Annotated in this window: 23 protein-coding genes; 11 read left to right on the forward strand and 12 right to left on the reverse strand. The window is 61.6% G+C overall.

Going from position 1 to position 20,753, the window contains the following annotated elements:
- Position 1: 1 nt before the first annotated feature.
- Together dxs and Q0844_RS18210 are read left to right on the forward strand one after the other, a co-directional pair.
- Positions 2–1,930, forward strand: a complete 1,929-nt coding sequence (gene dxs / locus Q0844_RS18205) for a 1-deoxy-D-xylulose-5-phosphate synthase (RefSeq protein ID WP_299047844.1) — start codon at positions 2–4, stop codon at positions 1,928–1,930.
- A 60-nt stretch (positions 1,931–1,990) separates the two neighbouring features.
- Positions 1,991–2,650 (forward strand): hypothetical protein, encoded by a 660-nt coding sequence (locus tag Q0844_RS18210; protein WP_299047847.1) that lies wholly within the window; start codon positions 1,991–1,993, stop codon positions 2,648–2,650.
- Here the strand turns inward: Q0844_RS18210 and Q0844_RS18215 are convergent.
- Both Q0844_RS18215 and Q0844_RS18220 read right to left on the reverse strand, forming a co-directional pair.
- Positions 2,635–3,228, reverse strand: coding sequence for an exopolysaccharide biosynthesis protein (locus Q0844_RS18215; RefSeq protein WP_299047850.1), 594 nt, complete (start codon positions 3,226–3,228; stop codon positions 2,635–2,637). The two genes, Q0844_RS18210 and Q0844_RS18215, sit on opposite strands and share 16 nt — an antisense overlap.
- The gene (locus tag Q0844_RS18220) at positions 3,225–4,082 is read right to left on the reverse strand and encodes an SDR family oxidoreductase (RefSeq protein ID WP_299047852.1); all 858 of its coding nucleotides are present in this window, start codon (positions 4,080–4,082) and stop codon (positions 3,225–3,227) included. The genes Q0844_RS18215 and Q0844_RS18220 overlap by 4 nt, the downstream gene beginning before the upstream one ends.
- Positions 4,083–4,157: 75 nt before the next feature.
- Between Q0844_RS18220 and Q0844_RS18225 the strand changes: the two genes are divergently transcribed.
- Positions 4,158–4,784 carry a methyltransferase domain-containing protein gene (locus tag Q0844_RS18225; RefSeq protein ID WP_299047854.1) on the forward strand — a complete coding sequence of 209 codons (627 nt, stop codon included), beginning with the start codon at positions 4,158–4,160 and terminating at the stop codon, positions 4,782–4,784.
- Here Q0844_RS18225 and Q0844_RS18230 read toward each other — a convergent pair.
- Together Q0844_RS18230 and dapD are read right to left on the reverse strand one after the other, a co-directional pair.
- Positions 4,781–5,164, reverse strand: a complete 384-nt coding sequence (locus tag Q0844_RS18230) for a hypothetical protein (RefSeq protein WP_299047856.1) — start codon at positions 5,162–5,164, stop codon at positions 4,781–4,783. The two genes, Q0844_RS18225 and Q0844_RS18230, sit on opposite strands and share 4 nt — an antisense overlap.
- Entirely contained in the window at positions 5,115–5,942 is an 828-nt protein-coding gene (dapD, locus tag Q0844_RS18235; protein ID WP_299047857.1) for a 2,3,4,5-tetrahydropyridine-2,6-dicarboxylate N-succinyltransferase, read from the reverse strand. Before dapD ends, Q0844_RS18230 begins: the two co-directional genes overlap by 50 nt.
- A 120-nt stretch (positions 5,943–6,062) precedes the next feature.
- On the opposite strand from dapD, the gene Q0844_RS18240 reads away from it, so the two are divergent.
- Positions 6,063–6,905: a TIGR00730 family Rossman fold protein gene (locus Q0844_RS18240; RefSeq protein WP_299047859.1), complete on the forward strand. Its 843-nt coding sequence runs from the start codon at positions 6,063–6,065 to the stop codon at positions 6,903–6,905.
- A 409-nt stretch (positions 6,906–7,314) separates the two neighbouring features.
- On the opposite strand, the gene Q0844_RS18245 is transcribed toward Q0844_RS18240, so the two are convergent.
- On the reverse strand, positions 7,315–7,527 hold the full coding sequence (locus Q0844_RS18245) for a hypothetical protein (RefSeq protein WP_299047861.1): 213 nt from the start codon (positions 7,525–7,527) through the stop codon (positions 7,315–7,317).
- A 48-nt stretch (positions 7,528–7,575) separates the two neighbouring features.
- Between Q0844_RS18245 and Q0844_RS18250 the strand changes: the two genes are divergently transcribed.
- On the forward strand, positions 7,576–7,776 hold the full coding sequence (locus Q0844_RS18250) for a hypothetical protein (protein ID WP_299047864.1): 201 nt from the start codon (positions 7,576–7,578) through the stop codon (positions 7,774–7,776).
- A gap of 185 nt (positions 7,777–7,961) precedes the next feature.
- On the opposite strand, the gene rlmN is transcribed toward Q0844_RS18250, so the two are convergent.
- From rlmN to Q0844_RS18265, 3 genes are all read right to left on the reverse strand, one after another.
- Positions 7,962–9,137: a 23S rRNA (adenine(2503)-C(2))-methyltransferase RlmN gene (rlmN, locus tag Q0844_RS18255; protein ID WP_299047867.1), complete on the reverse strand. Its 1,176-nt coding sequence runs from the start codon at positions 9,135–9,137 to the stop codon at positions 7,962–7,964.
- A gap of 192 nt (positions 9,138–9,329) precedes the next feature.
- Complete coding sequence (locus Q0844_RS18260; protein WP_299047870.1) at positions 9,330–9,899, reverse strand: carboxymuconolactone decarboxylase family protein; 570 nt, start codon at positions 9,897–9,899, stop codon at positions 9,330–9,332.
- 140 nt (positions 9,900–10,039) lie between these two features.
- The gene (locus Q0844_RS18265; protein WP_299047875.1) at positions 10,040–10,552 is read right to left on the reverse strand and encodes an invasion associated locus B family protein; all 513 of its coding nucleotides are present in this window, start codon (positions 10,550–10,552) and stop codon (positions 10,040–10,042) included.
- Between the two features lie 194 nt (positions 10,553–10,746).
- On the opposite strand from Q0844_RS18265, the gene Q0844_RS18270 reads away from it, so the two are divergent.
- Positions 10,747–11,739: an asparaginase gene (locus Q0844_RS18270; protein WP_299047878.1), complete on the forward strand. Its 993-nt coding sequence runs from the start codon at positions 10,747–10,749 to the stop codon at positions 11,737–11,739.
- A 5-nt stretch (positions 11,740–11,744) separates the two neighbouring features.
- Here Q0844_RS18270 and Q0844_RS18275 read toward each other — a convergent pair whose 3' ends face one another.
- Together Q0844_RS18275 and serB are read right to left on the reverse strand one after the other, a co-directional pair.
- Positions 11,745–12,059: a YciI family protein gene (locus Q0844_RS18275; RefSeq protein ID WP_299047880.1), complete on the reverse strand. Its 315-nt coding sequence runs from the start codon at positions 12,057–12,059 to the stop codon at positions 11,745–11,747.
- A gap of 111 nt (positions 12,060–12,170) precedes the next feature.
- Positions 12,171–13,049, reverse strand: a complete 879-nt coding sequence (gene serB, locus Q0844_RS18280; protein WP_299047883.1) for a phosphoserine phosphatase SerB — start codon at positions 13,047–13,049, stop codon at positions 12,171–12,173.
- 160 nt (positions 13,050–13,209) lie between these two features.
- On the opposite strand from serB, the gene Q0844_RS18285 reads away from it, so the two are divergent.
- The 5 genes from Q0844_RS18285 to Q0844_RS18305 all read left to right on the forward strand — a co-directional run bounded on the left by Q0844_RS18285 (position 13,210) and on the right by Q0844_RS18305 (position 18,407).
- Positions 13,210–14,349 (forward strand): phosphoserine transaminase, encoded by a 1,140-nt coding sequence (locus Q0844_RS18285; RefSeq protein ID WP_299047886.1) that lies wholly within the window; start codon positions 13,210–13,212, stop codon positions 14,347–14,349.
- A gap of 177 nt (positions 14,350–14,526) precedes the next feature.
- A complete protein-coding gene (serA, locus tag Q0844_RS18290; RefSeq protein ID WP_299047888.1) occupies positions 14,527–16,119 on the forward strand; it encodes a phosphoglycerate dehydrogenase in 1,593 nt (530 codons plus the stop codon).
- 128 nt (positions 16,120–16,247) lie between these two features.
- Complete coding sequence (locus tag Q0844_RS18295; protein WP_299047890.1) at positions 16,248–16,631, forward strand: hypothetical protein; 384 nt, start codon at positions 16,248–16,250, stop codon at positions 16,629–16,631.
- 2 nt (positions 16,632–16,633) lie between these two features.
- On the forward strand, positions 16,634–17,524 hold the full coding sequence (locus Q0844_RS18300) for a hypothetical protein (RefSeq protein WP_299047891.1): 891 nt from the start codon (positions 16,634–16,636) through the stop codon (positions 17,522–17,524).
- A gap of 154 nt (positions 17,525–17,678) precedes the next feature.
- Positions 17,679–18,407 carry a metallophosphoesterase family protein gene (locus Q0844_RS18305; RefSeq protein WP_299047894.1) on the forward strand — a complete coding sequence of 243 codons (729 nt, stop codon included), beginning with the start codon at positions 17,679–17,681 and terminating at the stop codon, positions 18,405–18,407.
- Positions 18,408–18,470: 63 nt separating this feature from the next.
- Here Q0844_RS18305 and tdh read toward each other — a convergent pair whose 3' ends face one another.
- Together tdh and Q0844_RS18315 are read right to left on the reverse strand one after the other, a co-directional pair.
- Positions 18,471–19,508: an L-threonine 3-dehydrogenase gene (gene tdh, locus Q0844_RS18310; protein WP_299047896.1), complete on the reverse strand. Its 1,038-nt coding sequence runs from the start codon at positions 19,506–19,508 to the stop codon at positions 18,471–18,473.
- On the reverse strand, positions 19,508–20,692 hold the full coding sequence (locus Q0844_RS18315) for a glycine C-acetyltransferase (protein ID WP_299047898.1): 1,185 nt from the start codon (positions 20,690–20,692) through the stop codon (positions 19,508–19,510). Before Q0844_RS18315 ends, tdh begins: the two co-directional genes overlap by 1 nt.
- Positions 20,693–20,753 lie beyond the last annotated feature (61 nt).

Genomic DNA, 20,753 nt, shown 5'->3' on the forward strand with positions numbered 1-20,753 from the left:
TATGTCAGACCGCCCCAACACCCCGCTTCTCGACACCGTGCACAGGCCTGCGGACCTCAAGCGCCTTTCCGATGCACAGCTGCGCCAGATTGCGGACGAGGTGCGGGCCGAAACCGTATCTGCGGTGTCCGTCACGGGCGGTCATCTGGGCGCGGGCCTTGGTGTTGTGGAACTGACCGTGGCGCTGCATGCCGTCTTTGACACACCGCGCGACAAGCTGGTGTGGGACGTGGGCCACCAGTGTTACCCGCACAAGATCCTGACCGAACGCCGCGACCGCATCCGCACCTTGCGGATGAAAGACGGGCTGAGCGGGTTTACCAAACGATCCGAGTCTCCTTATGACCCGTTTGGTGCCGCGCATTCCTCGACCTCGATCAGTGCCGCGCTCGGCTTTGCCGTGGCCCGCGATCTGGGCGGCCAACCGCCCGAGGGGTCGGGTGACGCGATTGCCGTGATTGGCGACGGATCGATGAGCGCGGGCATGGCCTATGAGGCGATGAACAACGCAGGTCACCTGGGCAAGCGCCTGTTCGTCATACTGAACGACAACGAGATGTCGATTGCCCCACCCGTGGGCGCGATGTCGTCCTACCTGTCCCGTCTCTATGCCCAGAACCCTTTTCAGGATCTCAAGGCCGCAGCCAAGGGGGCCGTCAGCCTGTTGCCCGAACCGTTCCGCGAAGGGGCAAGGCGCGCCAAGGACATGCTCAAGGGCATGGCCGTTGGCGGCACTTTGTTCGAGGAACTGGGGTTCAGCTATCTCGGGCCCATCGACGGTCACGACATGGATCAGCTGCTGCCGGTTCTGCGCACGGTCAAGGATCGGGCAACCGGGCCCATCCTGATCCACGTACTGACGAAAAAGGGCAAAGGCTATGCCCCGGCGGAAACGGCCCGCGACAAGGGTCACGGCGTGTCCAAGTTCGACGTGATCACCGGCGAGCAGAAGAAGGCGCCCAGCAACGCGCCAAGCTATACCAAAGTGTTCGCCGAACACCTGATCAAACAGGCCGAGACCGACGACAAGCTGTGCGCGGTGACCGCCGCCATGCCCGACGGCACCGGCCTGAACCTGTTTGCAGAACGCTATCCCAGCCGCTGCTTTGACGTGGGCATCGCGGAACAGCACGGTGTCACCTTTTCCGCGGCCCTGGCTGCGGGGGGGATGAAACCGTTCTGCGCGATCTACTCGACCTTCCTGCAACGCGGGTATGATCAGGTGGTGCACGACGTCGCGATCCAGCGTTTGCCGGTGCGATTTGCAATCGACCGTGCCGGGTTGGTAGGCGCGGATGGCGCAACACATGCGGGTGCGTTCGATGTTGCATATCTGGCCAACCTGCCCGGTTTCACGGTCATGGCTGCGGCAGACGAGGCCGAATTGGCCCATATGGTCGCGACCGCAGCCGCCCATGACGACGGCCCCATTGCCTTCCGGTTCCCACGGGGTGAGGGCACCGGTGTCGACATGCCCGAGCGCGGCGAACCGCTGGAGATCGGCAAGGGGCGCATGATTCAGGAGGGCACGGGCGTCGCACTTCTGTCCTTTGGCACGCGGTTGGAAGAGGTGCGCAAGGCTGCCGAAAACCTTGCCGCCAAGGGGATCACCCCGACCATTGCGGATGCGCGCTTTGCCAAACCGCTGGACCGGGATCTGATCCTTCGGCTGGCCGAACAGCACGCGGCACTGATCACGATCGAGGAAGGGGCCGTGGGTGGGTTTGGCAGCCATGTTGCGCAGCTTCTGGCCGAAGAAGGTGTATTCGACAGCGGGCTCAAGTATCGCTCGATGGTGTTGCCCGACACCTTCATTGACCAGGCCAGCCCGGCAGACATGTACGCCGTTGCAGGCATGAACGCCGAACAGATCGAAGCAAAGGTTTTGAACGTGCTTGGCGTCACGTCACTTGACGAGGCACGCGCCTGAACCTTGCGCCAGCGTGCCGGTTTCGGCCAGTGTTAGGGTCACATGTGAAAGGCCTGTCTCATGGACATCCACAGCCGCCCCGTCCTGATCTACCGCTGGATCGTGTTTCTGCTGGCGGCGGGCTATTGCCTGTACCAGATGCTGGGCGGGCAGTGGACCGGGCCGGGTGGTCCGTTCCGCTATCTGACAATCTGGGCGTTGTTCTTGTCCTTTTATGCCGCCAGCCGCATGCTGGCCCGCAGCGAACACCGGATCACGCGGCAACACGAAGTGACGGCCATGTGTGCCGCAGTGCTGAACGTGATGGTGGTGTTTCTGTACTGGCGCCTGTACCTGACCGATCCATCCCTGGTGAACGGCGGCAATCCAATCATCTGGTGGCTGGAATATTATCTGCACGCGCTTGGCCCGATGCTTCAGATCGTTGATGCCCTGTTCATCGGGGCCGTGTTCCGCCGGGTGTGGCGGGCCGCCATCCCGTTGCTGGCCATCATCGGGGCCTATGTGGCATGGGCCGAACTGTTTGTGCAGCGGTTCAATTCCAAACCTGTGGGCGATGTCACCAGCGGCCTGCCCTACCCGTTCCTCAATTCGATGGAATGGACCGACCGCGCGACGTTCTATGGTGCGAATGCAGCCACCGCGATGGGTCTTTTGCTGGTGTTTGGGGTTATCGGTGCCGTGCTTTACCGCGTGTGGCCCCGTCAGGTCGCGGCCTGAACAAGAAACGCGGCGCTCACCAGAATGGACGTCGCAACGCCGTATCCCGCAATCAGAAAATAGCCGTCGCGGGTCAGCAATCCAAAGGCGATCAGGGCAACAGCGCCCGCACCAAACGATGTGAAAAACGGCAGGAACTCAAGAAAGGGCCATGTCAGCGGCAGCACCAGACAAAACGCCAACGCAATGCGTCGCAGCGGATTTTGCGCCAGAACGCGCAACCGGGGATGGGAATGCGTGTCGAACCACGTCGCCGGGCGCCGCAACCAACCGGTTGCCATGTGCAGACGGCTACGCGGGATGCAACGCCGACCCAGTATGCCCGGAAGCCACAGGTGGCGACGCCCCGCAACCGCCTGCCCCACAAGAAGAAGCAAGACCATCGCGGACAAAGTCGGCACGCCGGGAACACCCGACAGCGGCGACACCAGCAAGATGGACACCGCCAGGACCACCGGCATGATGGACCGTTCGCCAACTTCGTCCAGGATGTCCTGAACGGACACCTGCTCTCCCTCTCCTGCGGTGTCGAGCGCATCCAGAAGGTGGTTCAGCGTACGCGCGTCATCACCGGTCATTCCGACTGCTGCAGCAAGGCCGCCAGCCCTTCCTTGTACGTGGGGTAAATCAGTTTGACGCCCAGCGCCTCCTTGATCAGGCTGTTCCGCACCCGCTTGCTTTCGGCATAGAAGCTGCGGGCCATCGGCGTCATTTCCGCCGTTTCAAAGTCTTCGGCGGGTGGAACGGGCAGGTCCAACAGACGGGCGGCATGTTCGATGACATCCTGCGGCGGGGCGGGATCATCATCGCAGACGTTATAGGCCGTGCCGGGCGCGGGTTGCGCAATGGAAGCAGCGACAACCTGCGCGATATCTTCGACATGGATACGCGAAAACACCTGGTGCGCTTTGATGATCCGGCGTGCCGTACCCGCGCGCACCTTGGCAAATGGGCCGCGCCCGGGCCCGTAGATGCCGGCAAGGCGAAAGATGTGCAGAGGCAGGTCGGGGATGGCAGCCCAGGCCGCTTCGGCCTCTTTGCGCCATTGGCCCCGCCGGGTGCTGGGCGCCAACGCGGTCTTTTCATCGATCCAGGCGCCACGATGGTCCCCGTAAACACCCGTGGTCGACAGATACCCGACCCATTCAAACTCTGCTGCGCGCGCCCGGATATGATCGCCCACATCGCGCAGCACGGGGTCTCCGTCTGCATCCGGCCCGGCCGAAATCAACAGATGTGTTGCCGCGCCGATGGCGGCCCGCAGGTCATCGCCGGGAAACATCAGCGGCTCCACCCCGGTCCGTTGCAGCAGCTTTGCCTTGTCTGCCGACCGCGTGGTGCCGATGATGCGCCAGCCCGCGGGCAGCAAAAGAGCGGCCAACGCCTTGGCCGAATATCCATGTCCAAAGGACAGCAGTGTCTTCTGTGTCATGGCCCATAGGTGGCGCGCCAGAACGACACGCACAAGCCCCTTGCCAAGATACGCGCGTCATCGCCTAATCGGCCCATGACCAAGGATCCATCGCTCGACGCGGCCTACGCATTGGACAGCCCGGACGACTCTGTACGGCTCTACTCCGCTTGGGCGGACAGCTATGATAACGGATTTGCCCGGGACAACGACTATATCCTGCCCGAACAGGTGGCGCGGCACTTTGCGACCATCGGCGGTTTCGGCCCCGTACTGGACGTGGGCGCGGGCACGGGGCTGTGTGGCGCAGCCCTGCGGGCCCGGGGCATTGACCCGATTGACGGCACAGACATCTCTGCCGAGATGCTGGATGTCGCAGCCACCAAGGACATCTATCGCACGACACGGGTCGAAAACATCCTGAACGGTCTTGCCCTGCCGGATGGCCCGTACCAGGGGGCGGTCAGTTCCGGCACCTTCACCAACGGTCATGTGGGGCCAGACGGCCTGGACTCCGTGATCGCGGCAGTGCGGCCACGCGGGTGGGTCGTGATCTCGGTCAACGCGGCGCATTTCGGCGCGACCGGTTTTGCCGACAAACTCGCCTTGTTAGAGCCTGAAATCACCGATGTCCGCACAACCGAAGTTGCCATTTACGGCCCGCAGGCCACCGGGCCGCACGCCACAGACACGGCCCTGTTGCTGGCGTTCCGCCGGGCCTAGTCCTTGTCGAAAAAGGGCGTGACCTGGGCGACGATCACGGCATTCTCGTCCAGCGCACGCTGCATCAGCGCACGCTCTTCACCGTCAACCTCGTGCCCTTCGGCAAGCCGGTCGTCCAACGTGCCATAACCGGTCACATCCAACGGTGCGGTGTCCGCCTGTTTGAGCAAGGCCACAGTCTCGCGCACGGCTTCGGCCTCGTCCACGCCACTGGCAAAGCACATCAGCGCCGCGCCGGTTGCATCCTCGGGCAACCCGTCCCCCGACTTGCGGCCAATTTGCACCAGCAGGGTGAACACCTGCTGGGGCTTTTTCGGCTTCTTGGGCGTGTCAGTCACGCAACAGCTCGTTGATGGACGTCTTGGACCGGGTGCGTTCATCCACGCGCTTCACGATGACAGCGCAATACAGGTTGATCCCGTTCTTGGACGGCATGGAACCGGCGACAACCACAGACCCCGATGGTACTTCGCCATACATGACCTCGCCGCTTTCGCGGTCCACGATCTTGGTCGACTGGCCGATGAAAACGCCCATGCCCAGAACCGATCCTTCACGCACGATACACCCTTCGACCACTTCGGACCGGGCACCGATGAAACAATTGTCTTCGATGATCGTCGGACCGGCCTGCATCGGCTCCAACACGCCACCAATGCCCACACCACCGGACAGGTGCACGTTTTTTCCGATCTGCGCGCAGGACCCGACGGTGGCCCATGTGTCGACCATGGTGCCTTCGTCCACATAAGCGCCAAGGTTCACAAAGGACGGCATCAGCACGACACCCGGCGCGATAAAGGCCGACTTGCGCACGACGCAGTTGGGAACGGCGCGGAACCCGGCCTCTTTCCATTGGGTATCGCCCCAGCCCTTGAACTTGCTGTCGACCTTGTCCCACCAACCGCCGCCTTGCGGGCCGCCATCCTGCTGTTCCATATCCTTGATGCGGAACCCCAGCAGCACGGCCTTCTTTGCCCACTGGTTCACGTGCCAGCTGCCATCGCCCTGCTTTTCAGCAACGCGCAGCGACCCGCTGTCCAATGCGTTCAGCGTATCCTCGATCGCTTCACGCGTTTCGCCCGTGGTGGCGGACGTGATGGTGTCTCGCGCCTCCCAAGCGGCTTCGATGGCAGTTTCAAGCTGTGCGTTGGACATGGGCGACTCCGCTGTTTGATCGCGGCGCTTAGACAACAAAGCGGGATGTCTTGCAATCATATCTGGGCAAGGCGCGACCGGCGCGATACGCCTTGGAACAAGCCAATTGGAGCAAGAATTATGAAAGACGACCACCGCAGCCCGTTCCGCGACGCCGATACAGACCGCGAGGCCGCCGAAGGTGTGCCTGACACACCCCAGACCCGATCACCCGCCTATGGCCTTGCCTTCGCGGATCCGGACTTTCTTTGCCGGGATGAACTGCGCCCCGTGCGGTTGCAGCTGGAACTGCTGAAGCCCGAAATGCTGATGAATGAACAGGGGATTGAATCCACAATTGTTCTGTTTGGTGGGGCTCGTATTCCCGACCCCGCCCACAAGGACAGCGCGCGCACGCAAACGCTTGCCGACCTGTCGCAGTTCTATGACGAAGCACGTGAATTTGCGCGCCTCATGACGTTGAAGTCCATTGAAAGCGGGGGCAGGGAAAACGTGATTGTCACGGGTGGCGGCCCCGGCGTCATGGAGGCGGGGAACCGTGGGGCGGTGGACGCCGGTGGGCATTCCATCGGGCTGAACATCGTCTTGCCCTTCGAACAGGCGCCAAACGCCTTTGTCACGCCCGACCTGTGCTTTAACTTCCACTATTTCGCGATCCGCAAGATGCATTTCCTGATGCGCGCCCGCGCGATCTGCGTCTTCCCCGGTGGCTTTGGCACGCTGGACGAGCTGTTCGAGGCGCTGACCCTGATCCAGACCGGCCGCATGGAACGTGTCCCGTTCCTGCTGTTTGGCAAAGCGTTCTGGGAAAAGATCATCAACTGGGATGCGCTGTCGGAAGCGGGCACAATTTCTGCCGATGACCTGGACCTGTTCCGGTTTGTCGACACGGCCAAGGATGCGATTGAACTGATCGATACCTGGGGCCCGACCGACAAGCGCGGGATCGTGCCCGGCAGATAGCTCCGCAATCTCTTGACCGTCCTTTGCCTTGGTTCGATGAAACGGATCGAACCCGGAGGGTCAAAGGGCACATGCATGAAACGGCAAGACTGACGGATCAAACGCGGCAGCACAGGTTGGGACATACCAATCCGGCATCGCGGCGCTGACCGCACGGGTGGGGGGATGTGGCCGCACAAAAGGCGGAGGACGCCAGGGCATCCGCACCAAGTTCAAGACTGCGGCGGCCGGACAGGCCACTGCAGCGCCCGTGCGTGCTGTAAGTCGGGCAAGACGGTCCGCATTCTGCACCGGCACCTGATCCTGCGCAGTCGACTCAACTGGAGTCCGCGATGATGCCAGACATGGTCGCAATCCTGAACAGGCTGCACCAGGGCATGGCGGCACAGCATGCCACCAACGTGACGCGTCAAGCGGTCAGTTCAGCAGGCAATTTGCAAATAGCGACCCGGTGCGGCAGCGTTTCGACGACATCGCCCGCGTCGGTTTCGCGGATGCTGTAACCATAGCCCGCCAACCGGTGCTTCCATTCGCGACGCGACAGCGCCTGGCTGCGTTCGCGGTTGACCAGGTCCAGAACCTGCGCTTCGACAAACGGGTCTTGTCCAAAAATAATCGACATGACAGTCACTCCATTTCCTTTTCCCTGAGCCTGTCATGCAAGCGCACCATGGCGCCATTGGTGCGCAAACGGGAAAAGATTGTGACCATTTCGGGAACAATGACCGGTCAACTCGTCGATCTGTCGGTGAAATTACGTCTGGGCGTACTCTTTTGCGCATCAGCCACGCGTTCATTTTCACGCGTGTCCTTCATCAACTATTTGATGATCTGCACATGGGGTTTGCGCATGAAGCGCCCTGGCCGTTGAATAATCAGGGCACGACCGCGGCGACACGGTCATGTCACCACCCGCCCCAGAAACGAAGACTCAAAAGGGGGGTAAATCAATCCGCGCTTTGACAATCTGTGCATCGCTTCCTTTCGCGTGATTGCACGCGCATCGCGATGCCGAAGGTTGGCGCACCAAAAAAGGCCAGGCCCCCGCCCTTTCAGTTACCCCAGCCCAGCCTCCGCCGCGATTTCCTTCCGGCTCTTGCGGGCACGCTCGGTCGCGGATTTCAGCTGCCCGCACGCGGCCAGAATGTCCTCGCCCCGCGGTGTGCGGATGGGCGAGGCATAGCCCGCGTTGTAGATGATGTTGGCAAAGGCGCGGATCCGGTTGTTTGACGACCGCTTGTAGGGCGCGCCGGGCCATTCATTGAACGGGATCAGGTTCACCTTGGCCGGGATGCCCTCCAACAGCCTGACCAGCCGATGGGCATCCTCATCCGTGTCATTCACCCCGTCCAACATCACATATTCAAAGGTGATACGTTCGGAATTGCGCCCGCGTGGATAGGCCTTAAGCGCGTCCAGCAACGCCTCGATGTTCCAGCGCTTGTTGATCGGGACCAGTGTGTTGCGCACCTCGTCCGTGGTGGCATGGAAGGATACGGCCAGTTGACAGCCGATCTCGTTCGCGGTGCGTTCAATCTCGGGCACGACGCCCGAAGTGGACAGCGTAATGCGACGACGGGACAACTGAATGCCCTCTTCGTCCATGCAGATCTTCATCGCGTCGCGCACGTTCTCGAAATTATAAAGCGGTTCACCCATGCCCATCAGAACGATGTTCGACAGAAGGCGCGTTTCATCCTTGGGTGCACCGGGCACGGGCCACTCGTCCAAATCGTCACGGGCCATCATCACCTGACCGACAATCTCGGCCGCGGTCAGGTTGCGCACCAGCTTCTGCGTGCCTGTATGACAGAACGAACAGGTCAACGTACAGCCAACCTGGCTGGACACACACAGCGTGCCGCGATCCTCTTCGGGGATGTACACCACTTCCACCTCGTGACCGCCCGAGATGCGCACCAGCCACTTGCGGGTGCCGTCGATGCTGACCTGCTTCGACACAACGTCCGGAATCTCGATCACAAATGTTTCGGCCAGTGCGGCGCGATACACCTTGGACAGGTTCGTCATCTCTGCAAAGTCGCGCACGCCCCACTGGTAAATCCACTGCCAGATCTGGCCCACACGCATCTTCGCCTGCTTTTCCGGCGTACCATGAGCCACCAAGACGTCGCGCATTTGCGGACGCGTCAGGCCAACAAGGTTCACAAGTCCCTCCGGCATTTTCCGGGGAATCGTCAAAACGTCCTGTGTGATCGGCGCGTCAGCCATGGCTATTTCCATCGTTGGGGTGATGCGCCCCTATATAGGAAAGCCACCGACAATCAAAAGGATTCGCCGGAAAGGAAAACGCACAGCGGCCATCCCCTGCTTCTTCTGACCAGAAATACGACGGGGAGCGCGAGGGGCAGAGCCCCTCGTCAGAAAAAATGAATCGCGTGCGCCCTTGGGCGCGCATTTGGATCACTGGGCCGCAACACTGGCCTTTGGCGACCAGGCAAACGGGGCCAGGGCGATGTCGGTGGGGGTGTCAAAAACCGCATTCGTGAAATTCGACATCACCTTCTGCGCATAGATCAGGATGGTATCAAGGATCGCACGCTCCCCGTACCCGGCGGCTTCAAAGGCTGCGATGGCATCCGCGCCCGGGCGGCCGTGGCTCTCGCGCAGGGCAAGCGTAAAATCGCGCAGCGCCTCCAGTCGTGGCGGCAAAGGGGTTTCATCCCGCAGGGCTTGGACAATGCGCGCGTCAATCGTCTCGCGATGGGCGATGGCGGTGTGGGCGGGCACGCAGTAATGACTGGCATTCGCGACATTTGCGGTCATCCACACCACGGTTCGCTCTTCAGGGGTAAATGCGGTGCCTTCAATCGCAAGACGGTGCAAGTGCAGGTACGCTTCCAGCAAGCCCGGGCTTTCAGCCATCACGCCGTGCAGGTTGGGCAGACGCCCATAGGTGCGGATCAAATCTTCAAGCAGCGGAACGGATGCTCGGGGGGCGGTATCAAGGATGTGTACTGTAGTGGTGACCATACTGGTTCCTCAGTGACAATCGGACGACGGCGCCCCACCTAGTAAGGAACCAAAAGGTTCTTAACTGCCGGAATACACAAAGGGGCCGTGCATCCCTGCACAGCCCCTCGCATGGATGTGAGTTGAAATTGCGCCCGGGCTTACCCGCCGCATCGCGCCTCGGCATCTTCGACCGCCGCGGTAAACCCCAACAGCGAAAACGTATCCTTGGTGGTGGTGCCACGGCTGGACACAGCGGTCACGATGGCCTCGGCCCCGCGCTTCATCGCTGTCACGATCTTGGCATCATCTGCGGGGGTCGCGGGCCAGGCCCATTCCCCTTCGGTGAACAGCTCGAACTCGTTGCCGCTGATGTTGACGTTCACGGTCGACCCGGACCGGAACGGATAGCCGCCGGTAAAGGCCACCTGACCCTTGGCGGCCGCGCTCGGACGATAAAACACCATCAGCAGAATCTGACCGCGGGTCGCGGCCACGACACGGCCCTCGCGCGTATTGACGACCTCCTTGGGTGTCGCGACACCCCAGCACTCGGTCGGATTGTCCTCGACGAACACGCTCCAGTCGGTCTTGGCCGCCACACGGTTGGTGCTTTGCTCCTGCGCAACGCCCGTTCCCGCCATAAGCGAAACGGCGCCTACCAAACCGATCATTGTCTTCCTAAATGCCATAGCCACAGCCTCCAAGCTGTCAGAAACCTCAATACCTGATCCGCCCCCGGGCGCGCCATTTTCGGCGCATTCTCTTGCAAGGGCGGTCTTTCTTCTCGACAAGTGGCACATTAGCGCGAAACGCGCGACGCAGGAAAGATGAATTGGCGGGAAATCGCCAAGAAGTGAGGGAAAAGATGACGCATCCGGCCCATGGCGCAGTCACGCTGACAGAAATCTGGCGCGGTCCATTCCTCGAAAGCGCACATCAGGGCCACGCCGTGATCTGCGATGACACCGGCCAGATCGTCGAAAGCTGGGGGGAACCGGGCACGGTTGTGCTGCCGCGTTCATCGTCCAAGATGATCCAGGCCCTGCCCCTGATCGAAAGTGGTGCCGCCGCCGCGCACAGTCTCGGCCCCGAACACCTTGCCCTGGCCTGTGCGTCGCATCAGGGCGCGCCCATCCACGTGGACAAGGTCGGCGCCTGGCTGTCGGCCATAGGCAAGGGCGATGATGATTTCAGATGCGGGCCACAGGACTCACGCGATCCGGACCTGCGCACCGCGATGATCAAGGCAGACGAAAGCCCCTGCCGCATCCACAACAACTGCTCGGGCAAGCACACGGGCTTTCTCACCCTCGCCAAACATCTGGGCGCAGGTCCCGATTACGTCGACCCGGCCCACCCGGTACAACGCGCCTGCCTCGAAGCGTTCGAGAGGGTGACCGAAGAAACCTCTCCCGGCTTCGGCATTGACGGCTGTTCGGCCCCCAACTTTGCCTGCACCCTGCACGGCATGGCCCGCGCCATGGCCCATTTCGCCGCCGCGGGCACAGACAGCGCCGAAGCCCAACTGCACTGCGCCATGGCGGCCCATCCGGACCTGGTCGCAGGCGAAGGTCGTGCCTGCACACGGCTCATGCGCGCCATGGACGGCAAGGTCGCGATCAAAACGGGCGCCGAGGCGTTCTTTGTCGCCATCCTGCCCGAGCAGAAAAAGGGCGTTGCCCTCAAAATCACCGATGGCGGCACCCGGGCCGCCGAATGTGCCATCGCGCAAATCCTGGTGCGGCTGGGCGCACTTGACCCCAACCACCCCGAGGCACTGGCCTACACCAACGGCCCGATCAAGAACTGGGATGGTCTCGAAACGGGCCACATGCGCGCCGCACCTGCCCTTCTCTGACGTCGCTACATCTCGATGATCGGCGCCACTTCAACCGAACCGGACCCGTCCGCCACCATCGGACAACCCCTGGCCATCTCGCAGGCCGCCTCTGGCGTGTCGGCGCGCACAACGGTGTAGCCGGAGATGGGGTTGGCCCCGCCATCCTGTGTCACACCAGACGCAGTCACCGTCATCGACTGTCCCACCGGATTGCCACCATTCACGACGTTTTCGCCCATATCCTCGAACCACTTGCCCCAGGCCGCCATGGCCTTCTCGCCCTCTTCCTGCGTCTCGGGGATCGTCCCCCCGTGATAGGCAAAAATGAAATCCGGCATCCTGATCCCTCCCTGTTGGCTGAACCCAGAGTACCACGATTCGCGAAATCCCGTTTCTTCTGACCAGAAATACGACGGGGTGAGGCCGCAAGGCCGAGGGGCAGCGCCCCTTTACGCGCTCACAAATTCAGACCGCGCATAGCCTTGCACATACAACAGTGCGGTCAAATCCCCGAAATTCACCCGCACATCGCATTGCGCGGCAACCGCAGGTTTCGCATGCAACGCCACGCCTATCCCGGCCCGGCCCAGCATGCCCAGATCATTGGCGCCATCTCCGACAGCCAGCACATCTTCCACCGCGATCCCCAGCCGCGTGGTGATCTCGACAAGCGCATCCACCTTGGCCTGCTGGCCCAGGATCGGCATACCCACCTCGCCCGTCAGAACACCATCAGAGGCCAGCAACGTATTGGCCCGATTCTCATCGAACCCCAGATGCGCCGCCACGGCGCTGGTAAAGGCCGTGAACCCGCCTGACACAAGCGCGGCGTAGGCCCCATGCGCCTTCATCGTCGCAAGCAAGGTCGCCCCGCCGGGCATCATGGTGATCCGCGTTGCCAGCACATCGCCAATGACGCTTTCGGGCAGGTTCTTCAGCAAACCCACACGCTCGCGAATGGCCGCTTCGAAATCCAACTCGCCATTCATGGCCCCCGCCGTGATGTCCTTGACCCGGTCGCCGACACCGGCCACATCCGCCAGTTCGTCAATGCATTCCTGCTGGATCATGGTACTGTCCATGTCGGCGATCAGCATCTTCTTGCGGCGCCCGTCCAGCGGCACAATCACCAGATCGACGCCCATCCTTTGCAAGTCAGCCCACACTTCCCACCGGTTGTCGGGCATCACCTCCAGTGAAAATGCGGCCACCTCGTCCACGGCCAGCCACTGCACATCCCCACCGCCCCACGCATTCCGCAGGTTGTCAATCAGGGCCGGCTCCAGCGACGGCGCGGCAGGATCCGTTAACAGCGTGCAAACAAACATGAAGACCCGTTTCCGATACGCGACAGGCATGTCGCAAAAAATGGTTCAAGCGGCGCTATAGCCCCGGATTCCCGGTTGCACCACCCCGTATGCCCCCGTAAACGCGGCCGTGGGACACCCTTCCCCAACGAAGGGCGCATATCTGTAAGGATAACATCAGATGGCTATCACTGCTCCGGTCACGCGGCCGGCAAACCCGCGTTTTTCTTCTGGCCCCTGCGCCAAACCACCCACCCACACACTCGCCGCACTTGCCGACGCGCCCCTTGGCCGCTCGCACCGTGCCGCCGTGGGCAAGGCCAAGCTCAAACAGGCAATCGAAGACACACGAGAGATCCTCGGCGTCCCCGCCGACTACAAGATCGGCATCGTACCCGCCTCGGACACCGGCGCTTACGAAATGGCGATGTGGTCCCTGCTGGGCGAACGGCACGCGGATATGGTTGCATGGGAAAGCTTCGGCGCAGGCTGGGTCACGGACGTCGCCAAGCAGCTGAAAATCGAACATACCGTCCACACGGCTGACTATGGCCACATCGTGGATATGGCCGCGCTCAACTACGACAACGATGTCTGCTTTACCTGGAATGGCACGACCTCTGGCGTGCGCATGGCAAATGGCGACGCGATCCCGATGGACCGTGCCGGGCTGACGCTGTGCGACGCGACCTCGGCCGCCTTTGCGATGGATCTGCCCTGGGACAAGCTGGATGTGACGACTTTCAGCTGGCAAAAGGTGCTGGGCGGCGAAGCGGCGCACGGCATGCTGATCCTGTCCCCCCGCGCGGTGGCACGTCTGGAATCGTACACGCCGCCATGGCCCCTGCCCAAAATCTTCCGCCTGACCAAGGGCGGCAAGCTGATCGACGGCATCTTTGTCGGTGAAACGATCAACACACCGTCCATGCTCGCGGTCGAAGATTACCTGTTTTCTCTGAACTGGGCGCGCGACGTGGGCGGCCTGCAAGGGTTGATCGCCCGTGCGGAAGCCAACGCCCAAGCCGTATTTGATTTCTGCGAAAAACACGACTGGATCGACAACCTCGCCGTTGATCCCGTCACACGGTCCACCACGTCGGTCTGCCTGAAGTTCACGGATGACCGGATTACGGACGGCGCCGCGTTCGCCAAGGCCGTCGCCAAACGGCTCGCGGATGAAAACGTGGCGCTCGACATCGGTGCGTACCGCGACGCCCCTCCGGGCCTGCGCATCTGGTGCGGCGGCACGGTCGAAACAGCAGACATCGCAGCGATGCTGCCCTGGCTCGCCCACGCGTTCGAGACCGAAATCAACGCATGATCACTGGTGGGCAGATTGCCCACCCTACTCCCCCACGTAGGGTGGGCAATCTGCCCACCACCCGACGCAAAACCACATCAACCCACAGGGTGTGCGTCCATCGCCCACCACCCGACACAAAACCAAACCAACCCGTAGGGTGCGCATTTATTGCGCACCACCCGCAAGGACACAAAAATGCCCAAAGTTCTCATCTCCGACAAACTCTCCGAAGCCGCCGTTCAGATTTTCCGCGACCGCGGGATCGAGGTCGATTTTCAACCCGACCTTGGCAAGGACAAGGACAAGCTGGCCGAGGTCATCGGCCAGTATGATGGCCTTGCCATCCGGTCCGCCACGCGCGTCACCCCGACCATTCTGAAGAATGCCCACAACCTCAAAGTCATCGGGCGCGCAGGCATCGGCACCGACAATATCGACAAGGAAGAGGCCAGCAAGAAAGGCGTGATCGTGATGAACACGCCCTTCGGCAACATGATCACGACCGCCGAACACGCCATCGCCATGATGTTCGCCGTTGCCCGCCAAATCCCCGAAGCCAGCGCATCGACACACGCGGGCAAATGGGAAAAGTCCAAGTTCATGGGCACCGAACTGACCGGCAAGACCCTGGGCGTCATCGGCGCAGGCAATATCGGCGGTATCGTCTGCGACCGTGCCCGCGGTCTGAAGATGAAGGTGCTCGCCTATGACCCGTTCCTGGGCGAGGAAAAGGCCGCCAAGATGGGTGTCGAAAAGGTCGAGCTTGAGGACCTGATCAAGCGCGCCGATTTCATCACCCTGCACGTGCCCAAGACCGAGCAGACGGCGAACATGATCACCGCCGAGCGTATCGCGATGATGAAACCCGGCGTGCGGATCATCAACTGCGCCCGTGGCGGCCTCGTGGACGAAGAGGCGCTGGCCGAAGCGCTGAAATCCGGCCACGTCGCAGGTGCGGCCTTTGACGTCTTTGCCGAGGAACCCGCCAAGGAAAACGCGCTGTTCAACCTGCCCAACGTGGTGGTCACACCGCACCTTGGCGCCGCCACGACCGAGGCGCAGGAAAATGTCGCCCTGCAGGTGGCCGAGCAGATGGCGAACTACCTGCTCACAGGGGCGGTCGAAAACGCGCTCAACATGCCGTCCGTTACAGCGGAAGAGGCCAAGGTGATGGGTCCCTGGGTCAAGCTGGCAGGCCACCTGGGCAGTTTCGTCGGCCAGATGACGGACGAGCCGATCAAGGCGATCAACATCCTCTATGACGGCGTTGTCTCGACCATGAACCTCGACGCGCTGAACTGCGGCGTCATCGCGGGCATCATGAAACGCGCCAACCCGGACGTGAACATGGTCTCCGCCCCCGTCATCGCCAAGGAACGCGGCATCCAGATATCGACCACGAACCAGGACCAGTCGGGCGCGTTCGAAGGGTACATCAAGGTCACCGTCGTCACCGACAAACGCGAACGCTCGGTCGCGGGCACCGTGTTCTCGGATGGCAAGCCACGCTTCATCCAGATCAAGGGCATCAACATCGACGCCGAGATCGGCGCCAACATGCTTTACACCACGAACGAGGACGTGCCGGGCATCATCGGCCTCTTGGGCAACACGATGGGCAAGAACGGCGTGAACATCGCGAACTTCACGCTGGGCCGGAACGATGTGGGCGGCGAGGCGATTGCGCTGCTTTATGTCGATGACCCGATCCCAAGCGATGTTCTGAAGACGCTCGACGGCACCGGCATGTTCACGCAGGTGAAACCACTGGCTTTCGACGTGGCTTGACGGCCAAACTCCCGTCCTCGCCTTTAAATCAATGCGGGGACGGCCACCCGTCCACCGCCGTCCAAAGGTAGGGGATTCCCGTATTGAGTGATTGAGCAACGCTGGTATCCTTTTCACAGGAGGTTGCCATGCTTGACTATCTAATGTCAGAAGTCGCAATTGCCGTTTGCCTGGGCAGCGTGTTTCAGGAGGTGCTGCACTGGTACAACCTGCGCACCCGGCTTCACCTCAAAGGCACGCAACGCCTGCTACGATCTCCGCTTTATTGGGCAATGACGGCGGTTATGATGATCGTATCGGTCCTCGGCGTGTATTTTTGGTTCGACGGCCAGCCCGACGATCACTCGCTGCGCGACATGTTTGTATTTGGCGCAGCCTTCCCACTCATTTTCAAATCACTCGTTAAATCCCTGTCGTCCGGTCAATCCGTTGAACTGGGTGCCACACCTGCACCGGCAAAAGACAAACCAATTCACGCAACAGGAGTTCTCAAGCATTATTTTGGAGTTTGATTATGTCCAAGAATTTTTTAGGCCCGATTATTCACCTCGGCCTCTTAGGCGTTATGGCGTTGCCTCTACTCGCCCGTTCCTGCGATACGGTCGCAACCACCGCACGGGTTGGTGACACAGCGACTTCCACCATTTCGCAAGCCAGCCGCGCCAGCCGCTTCGACGACTCTCAACTGGCTTTCCGCGCCGGAGAGAGCGACGGCACCACTCTGTTTCGGGAACTCGCCATCGAGGCGCCACGCCTCTCCGAAAATCTGGCAACTTCCTACCTCAGAGGGGTCGAACCGACGATCCGGTTCGCAACTGCGCTCCCCGATCATTCGACCGAATTCATCTCGATCTTTGGACGCGAACCGACACTGGCCATGCTGGATGAAACTACAACGGTCAATCGCAACTTCAACACGTTCGAAGATGCCGCTCAAAGCGCAAAATCAGCCGATGAAATAGCGCGGGTCATCTCAGGGTCTGACGAAAATGTCATCGCAGTCATCGCACATAACGACAACGGCAGGCTGATTTTTCCAGATGGTAGCCAACTCGAAATTGCAGAGATGGCAAACATGTGCGCTGCGGCCGACAAGCGCTGCGTTGTGCTCAGTTGTGAGTCGTCTGACTTCATCGCTGACAACTCAGCCAGCATTTCAGGCGTATCCCGTGTCATCACCACCCAAGAGGCCCTGTTCATTTCGCGACGGCTCTCGGGTTATCTGAAGCGCCTGCGCACCCAAGACAAACAGATCAGTTATCGCGATCTTGATCTTGGCATCCGTTACGTTGCCGCCAACAGCGAAGCCATGGCGTTGACCATCGGCCAGGCCAAACGTGCATCCAAAGTCGTCGCAGCCGGCAGCACCGTCGGCGCTATCGTATTTTTTGGCGACGACGAGTGATGCGTCCGCGCAGGTGACGGGGCGTATTTCGGCTGCGTGACATTCACGCATCGACCTTGCGTGTAAAATTCAAATACCCTTTCGTAACACTCGCGCGTGGTCTGAACGAATTGTAGGCCGCAGTTACAGCCGAACCTTAAGGCGAGCCTGCTCCATGACCCATCCCATCTACGCCATCGGCGACATCCATGGCCAAATGGCTGAACTCGATCGCATCCTCTCTCTCATCGAAGGCGACGGCGGCCGCGATGCACAGGTCGTGTTTCTGGGCGATTACACCGACCGCGGCCCAGACAGTCGCGCGGTGCTGGATGCGCTGATCGACGGGCGCGATGCAGGCCGGAACTGGACCTTCCTCAAAGGCAACCATGACCGCATGTTCGAATGGTTCATGGATGATCCGCTGCGGCATGATCCCTACCTGATGGTGGAACTTTACTGGCTGCACGAACGGCTGGGCGGTGACACGACACTGGCATCCTATGGCGTGGACGCCAGCGGTGCGCGGCGGGAAAAGGACGTGCACGCTGATGCCCGCGACGCGGTGCCTCGGGCGCATGTGACCTTCCTGCGCGACCTGCGGCTCATGCATGTCGTGGGCGACCTGATGTTCGTGCATGCAGGTATCCGCCCGGGCGTCGCGATCATGGATCAGTCCGAAGAGGACCTGCTGTGGATCAGGCAGGAGTTTCACGACCACACGGACCCGCACCCAAAGCTGATCGTGCACGGCCATACCCCCATCAAGGCAGCCACCCATTACGGCAACCGCGTCAACCTCGATACCGCCGCGGGCTATGGCCAACCGCTCACCGCGGCCGTGTTCGAAGCGGTGCAGGTCTGGACGTTGACGGACCGGGGACGCCAGCCGCTCAACCCGTAGGGTGCGCCTTCACGGCGCACCGCTCCTCCGACACCGTAGGCTGGGCTTCGGCCCGGCACGCTGTCAGGTCCAATCCAGCACGACCTTGCCCGACGATCCCGACTTCATCGCCGCAAATCCGGCCTCGAACTCCGACGCCTTGAACCGGTGCGTGATGACGCCCGCCACGTCCAGACCATTTTGCAGCATCGCGATCATCTTGTACCAGGTCTCGAAAATCTCGCGCCCATAGACGCCCTTAATGGTGATGGCCTTGAACACGATCCGGGACCAGTCCACGGGGCTCTTGCCCGGCGGTATCCCCAGCATCGCGATGCGGCCCCCCATGGTCATCGCCTCGACCATCTGGTCCAGCGCCATCTGATTGCCCGACATCTCAAGGCCCACGTCAAACCCCTGGGTCATCTTCAGGCCGGGCATTACATCCCGCAGGTCCTGCTGCGCCACATTGACGGGCACCACATCCGCCACGCGGGCGGCAAGGTCCAGCCGGTCGGGGTTCACATCCGTTATTACCACGTTGCGCGCGCCCACATGGCGCGCCACCGCCGCCGCCATGATACCGATGGGACCGGCCCCGGTGACCAGCACATCCTCGCCAATCAGATCAAAGCTCAGCGCGGTATGCACCGCATTCCCCAACGGGTCGAGGATGGCGCCGATATCGTCGTCAATCTCATCCGGCAGCGGCACGACGTTGAAAGCGGGCAGGCGCATATATTCTGCAAAGGCCCCCTGTTCGTTCACCCCGATCCCCCGCGTGGCCGGGTCCAAATGAAATTTGCCGGCCCTGCTCTGGCGCGAGGTTGTGCCGATCAGATGCCCTTCCCCGGAACAGCGTTGGCCCAGGTCCAGCCCCTGGACGTTCCGGCCCATATCCACGATCTCGCCCGCAAACTCATGGCCCGTGATCAACGGAGTAGGCACCGTGGTCTGCGCCCAGTCGTCCCAGTTCCAGATGTGAATGTCGGTCCCGCAAATCCCGGTTTTCTTCACCCGGATCAGCACGTCATCCGGCCCGATCTCGGGCACGGGGGCGGACACCTGCCACAGCCCTTCGCGGGCATGCGTTTTTTCCAGCGCCATCATCGTGTTGCGCATCAGATCACCCCCACAGCCTTGCCCGCCACCTCGAACGCCGCCAACCCGCGGTCCAGATCATCGCGGGTCAGGGCCGCATTCATCTGCGTCCTGATCCGTGCCTGCCCACGCGGCACCACCGGAAAGAAAAAGCCGGAGACATAGACACCGTCCTCGAACAACCGTGCCGCCATATCCTGCGCCAACTGCGCTTCGCCCAGCATCACCGGAATGATCGGATGCTCGCCCGGCAACAGTTCAAAGCCCAACCGCTCCAATCCGGCCCGCCAATACGCCGCATTGTCAAAAAGCTGCGCCCGCAGCGCATCACCGTCCTCAACCAGCCGGATCGCCTCGATGCCCGCGGCGACAATGGCGGGGGGCAAAGAATTCGAAAACAGGTACGGCCGCGCCCGCTGGCGCAGCAGGTCGATCACCGGCTGCGGTCCGGCGATGTAACCGCCGATGGACCCGCCCAGCGCCTTGCCCAACGTACCCGTCAGAATGTCGACATCAACACCCGCATGGGCGGGCGTGCCTGCGCCCTTGGGCCCCATGAACCCCGTTGCATGACAATCATCCACCATCACCAACGCGCCGAAGTTCCGGGCCAGCGTCGTGATCTCCGGCAGCTTCGCCAGATAGCCGTCCATGGAAAACACGCCGTCGGTCGCAATCATGATGTGCCGCGCGCCATCCGCCTTGGCCGCGCGCAGCTGCTTTTCCAGACTGTCCATGTCGCTGTTGGCATAGCGATAGCGCTTGGCCTTGCACAGCCGGATGCCATCGATGATCGAGGCATGGTTCAGGGCATCGGACACAATGGCGTCCTCCGGCCCCAACAGCGGCTCGAACAATCCGCCATTGGCGTCAAAACACGCGGCGAACAGGATGGCATCGTCCTTGCCCAGAAAGCGGGCCAGGCGATGCTCAAGGTCCCGATGCAAGTCCTGCGTGCCGCAGATGAACCGGACCGACGCCATGCCAAACCCATGCGTGTCCATCGCGCCCCTGGCGGCGGCAATCAGGTCGGGGTGATCGGCCAGCCCAAGGTAGTTGTTGGCGCACAGGTTCAGAACCGCGCGGCCGCCCACATCAATGCGGCCCGCTTGCGGTGACGTGATCTCGCGCTCGCGTTTCAACATCCCGTCCGCCTCGATCTGGGCAAGGGTGTCGGTCACATGGGTCAGAAAGGCGTGGGTCATGGATGCGCTCCTTTGACCACATATCTAACATTTCGGAAACGATTCCGGTAGAGCGGAAATC

Origin of the sequence: uncultured Tateyamaria sp. (assembly GCF_947503465.1) — a bacterium.
Taxonomy (GTDB): domain Bacteria; phylum Pseudomonadota; class Alphaproteobacteria; order Rhodobacterales; family Rhodobacteraceae; genus Tateyamaria.

What these genes read in the sequence shown, in the direction of transcription:
- Q0844_RS18230 (WP_299047856.1), bottom strand. Translation starts at nt 5,164, where the DNA reads ATGAACGCACCCGGTCCAAGACGTCCATCAACGAGCTGTTGCGTGACT.
- Q0844_RS18215 (WP_299047850.1), bottom strand. Translation starts at nt 3,228, where the DNA reads ATGACCGGTGATGACGCGCGTACGCTGAACCACCTTCTGGATGCGCTC.
- Q0844_RS18300 (WP_299047891.1), top strand. Translation starts at nt 16,634, where the DNA reads ATGTCCAAGAATTTTTTAGGCCCGATTATTCACCTCGGCCTCTTAGGC.
- Q0844_RS18285 (WP_299047886.1), top strand. Translation starts at nt 13,210, where the DNA reads ATGGCTATCACTGCTCCGGTCACGCGGCCGGCAAACCCGCGTTTTTCT.
- tdh (WP_299047896.1), bottom strand. Translation starts at nt 19,508, where the DNA reads ATGCGCAACACGATGATGGCGCTGGAAAAAACGCATGCCCGCGAAGGG.
- dxs (WP_299047844.1), top strand. Translation starts at nt 2, where the DNA reads ATGTCAGACCGCCCCAACACCCCGCTTCTCGACACCGTGCACAGGCCT.
- serB (WP_299047883.1), bottom strand. Translation starts at nt 13,049, where the DNA reads ATGTTTGTTTGCACGCTGTTAACGGATCCTGCCGCGCCGTCGCTGGAG.
- serA (WP_299047888.1), top strand. Translation starts at nt 14,527, where the DNA reads ATGCCCAAAGTTCTCATCTCCGACAAACTCTCCGAAGCCGCCGTTCAG.
- Q0844_RS18305 (WP_299047894.1), top strand. Translation starts at nt 17,679, where the DNA reads ATGACCCATCCCATCTACGCCATCGGCGACATCCATGGCCAAATGGCT.
- Q0844_RS18260 (WP_299047870.1), bottom strand. Translation starts at nt 9,899, where the DNA reads ATGGTCACCACTACAGTACACATCCTTGATACCGCCCCCCGAGCATCC.
- Q0844_RS18295 (WP_299047890.1), top strand. Translation starts at nt 16,248, where the DNA reads ATGCTTGACTATCTAATGTCAGAAGTCGCAATTGCCGTTTGCCTGGGC.
- Q0844_RS18210 (WP_299047847.1), top strand. Translation starts at nt 1,991, where the DNA reads ATGGACATCCACAGCCGCCCCGTCCTGATCTACCGCTGGATCGTGTTT.
- Q0844_RS18220 (WP_299047852.1), bottom strand. Translation starts at nt 4,082, where the DNA reads ATGACACAGAAGACACTGCTGTCCTTTGGACATGGATATTCGGCCAAG.
- Q0844_RS18240 (WP_299047859.1), top strand. Translation starts at nt 6,063, where the DNA reads ATGAAAGACGACCACCGCAGCCCGTTCCGCGACGCCGATACAGACCGC.
- dapD (WP_299047857.1), bottom strand. Translation starts at nt 5,942, where the DNA reads ATGTCCAACGCACAGCTTGAAACTGCCATCGAAGCCGCTTGGGAGGCG.
- Q0844_RS18265 (WP_299047875.1), bottom strand. Translation starts at nt 10,552, where the DNA reads ATGATCGGTTTGGTAGGCGCCGTTTCGCTTATGGCGGGAACGGGCGTT.
- Q0844_RS18270 (WP_299047878.1), top strand. Translation starts at nt 10,747, where the DNA reads ATGACGCATCCGGCCCATGGCGCAGTCACGCTGACAGAAATCTGGCGC.
- Q0844_RS18275 (WP_299047880.1), bottom strand. Translation starts at nt 12,059, where the DNA reads ATGCCGGATTTCATTTTTGCCTATCACGGGGGGACGATCCCCGAGACG.
- rlmN (WP_299047867.1), bottom strand. Translation starts at nt 9,137, where the DNA reads ATGGCTGACGCGCCGATCACACAGGACGTTTTGACGATTCCCCGGAAA.
- Q0844_RS18225 (WP_299047854.1), top strand. Translation starts at nt 4,158, where the DNA reads ATGACCAAGGATCCATCGCTCGACGCGGCCTACGCATTGGACAGCCCG.
- Q0844_RS18315 (WP_299047898.1), bottom strand. Translation starts at nt 20,692, where the DNA reads ATGACCCACGCCTTTCTGACCCATGTGACCGACACCCTTGCCCAGATC.
- Q0844_RS18245 (WP_299047861.1), bottom strand. Translation starts at nt 7,527, where the DNA reads ATGTCGATTATTTTTGGACAAGACCCGTTTGTCGAAGCGCAGGTTCTG.
- Q0844_RS18250 (WP_299047864.1), top strand. Translation starts at nt 7,576, where the DNA reads ATGGCGCCATTGGTGCGCAAACGGGAAAAGATTGTGACCATTTCGGGA.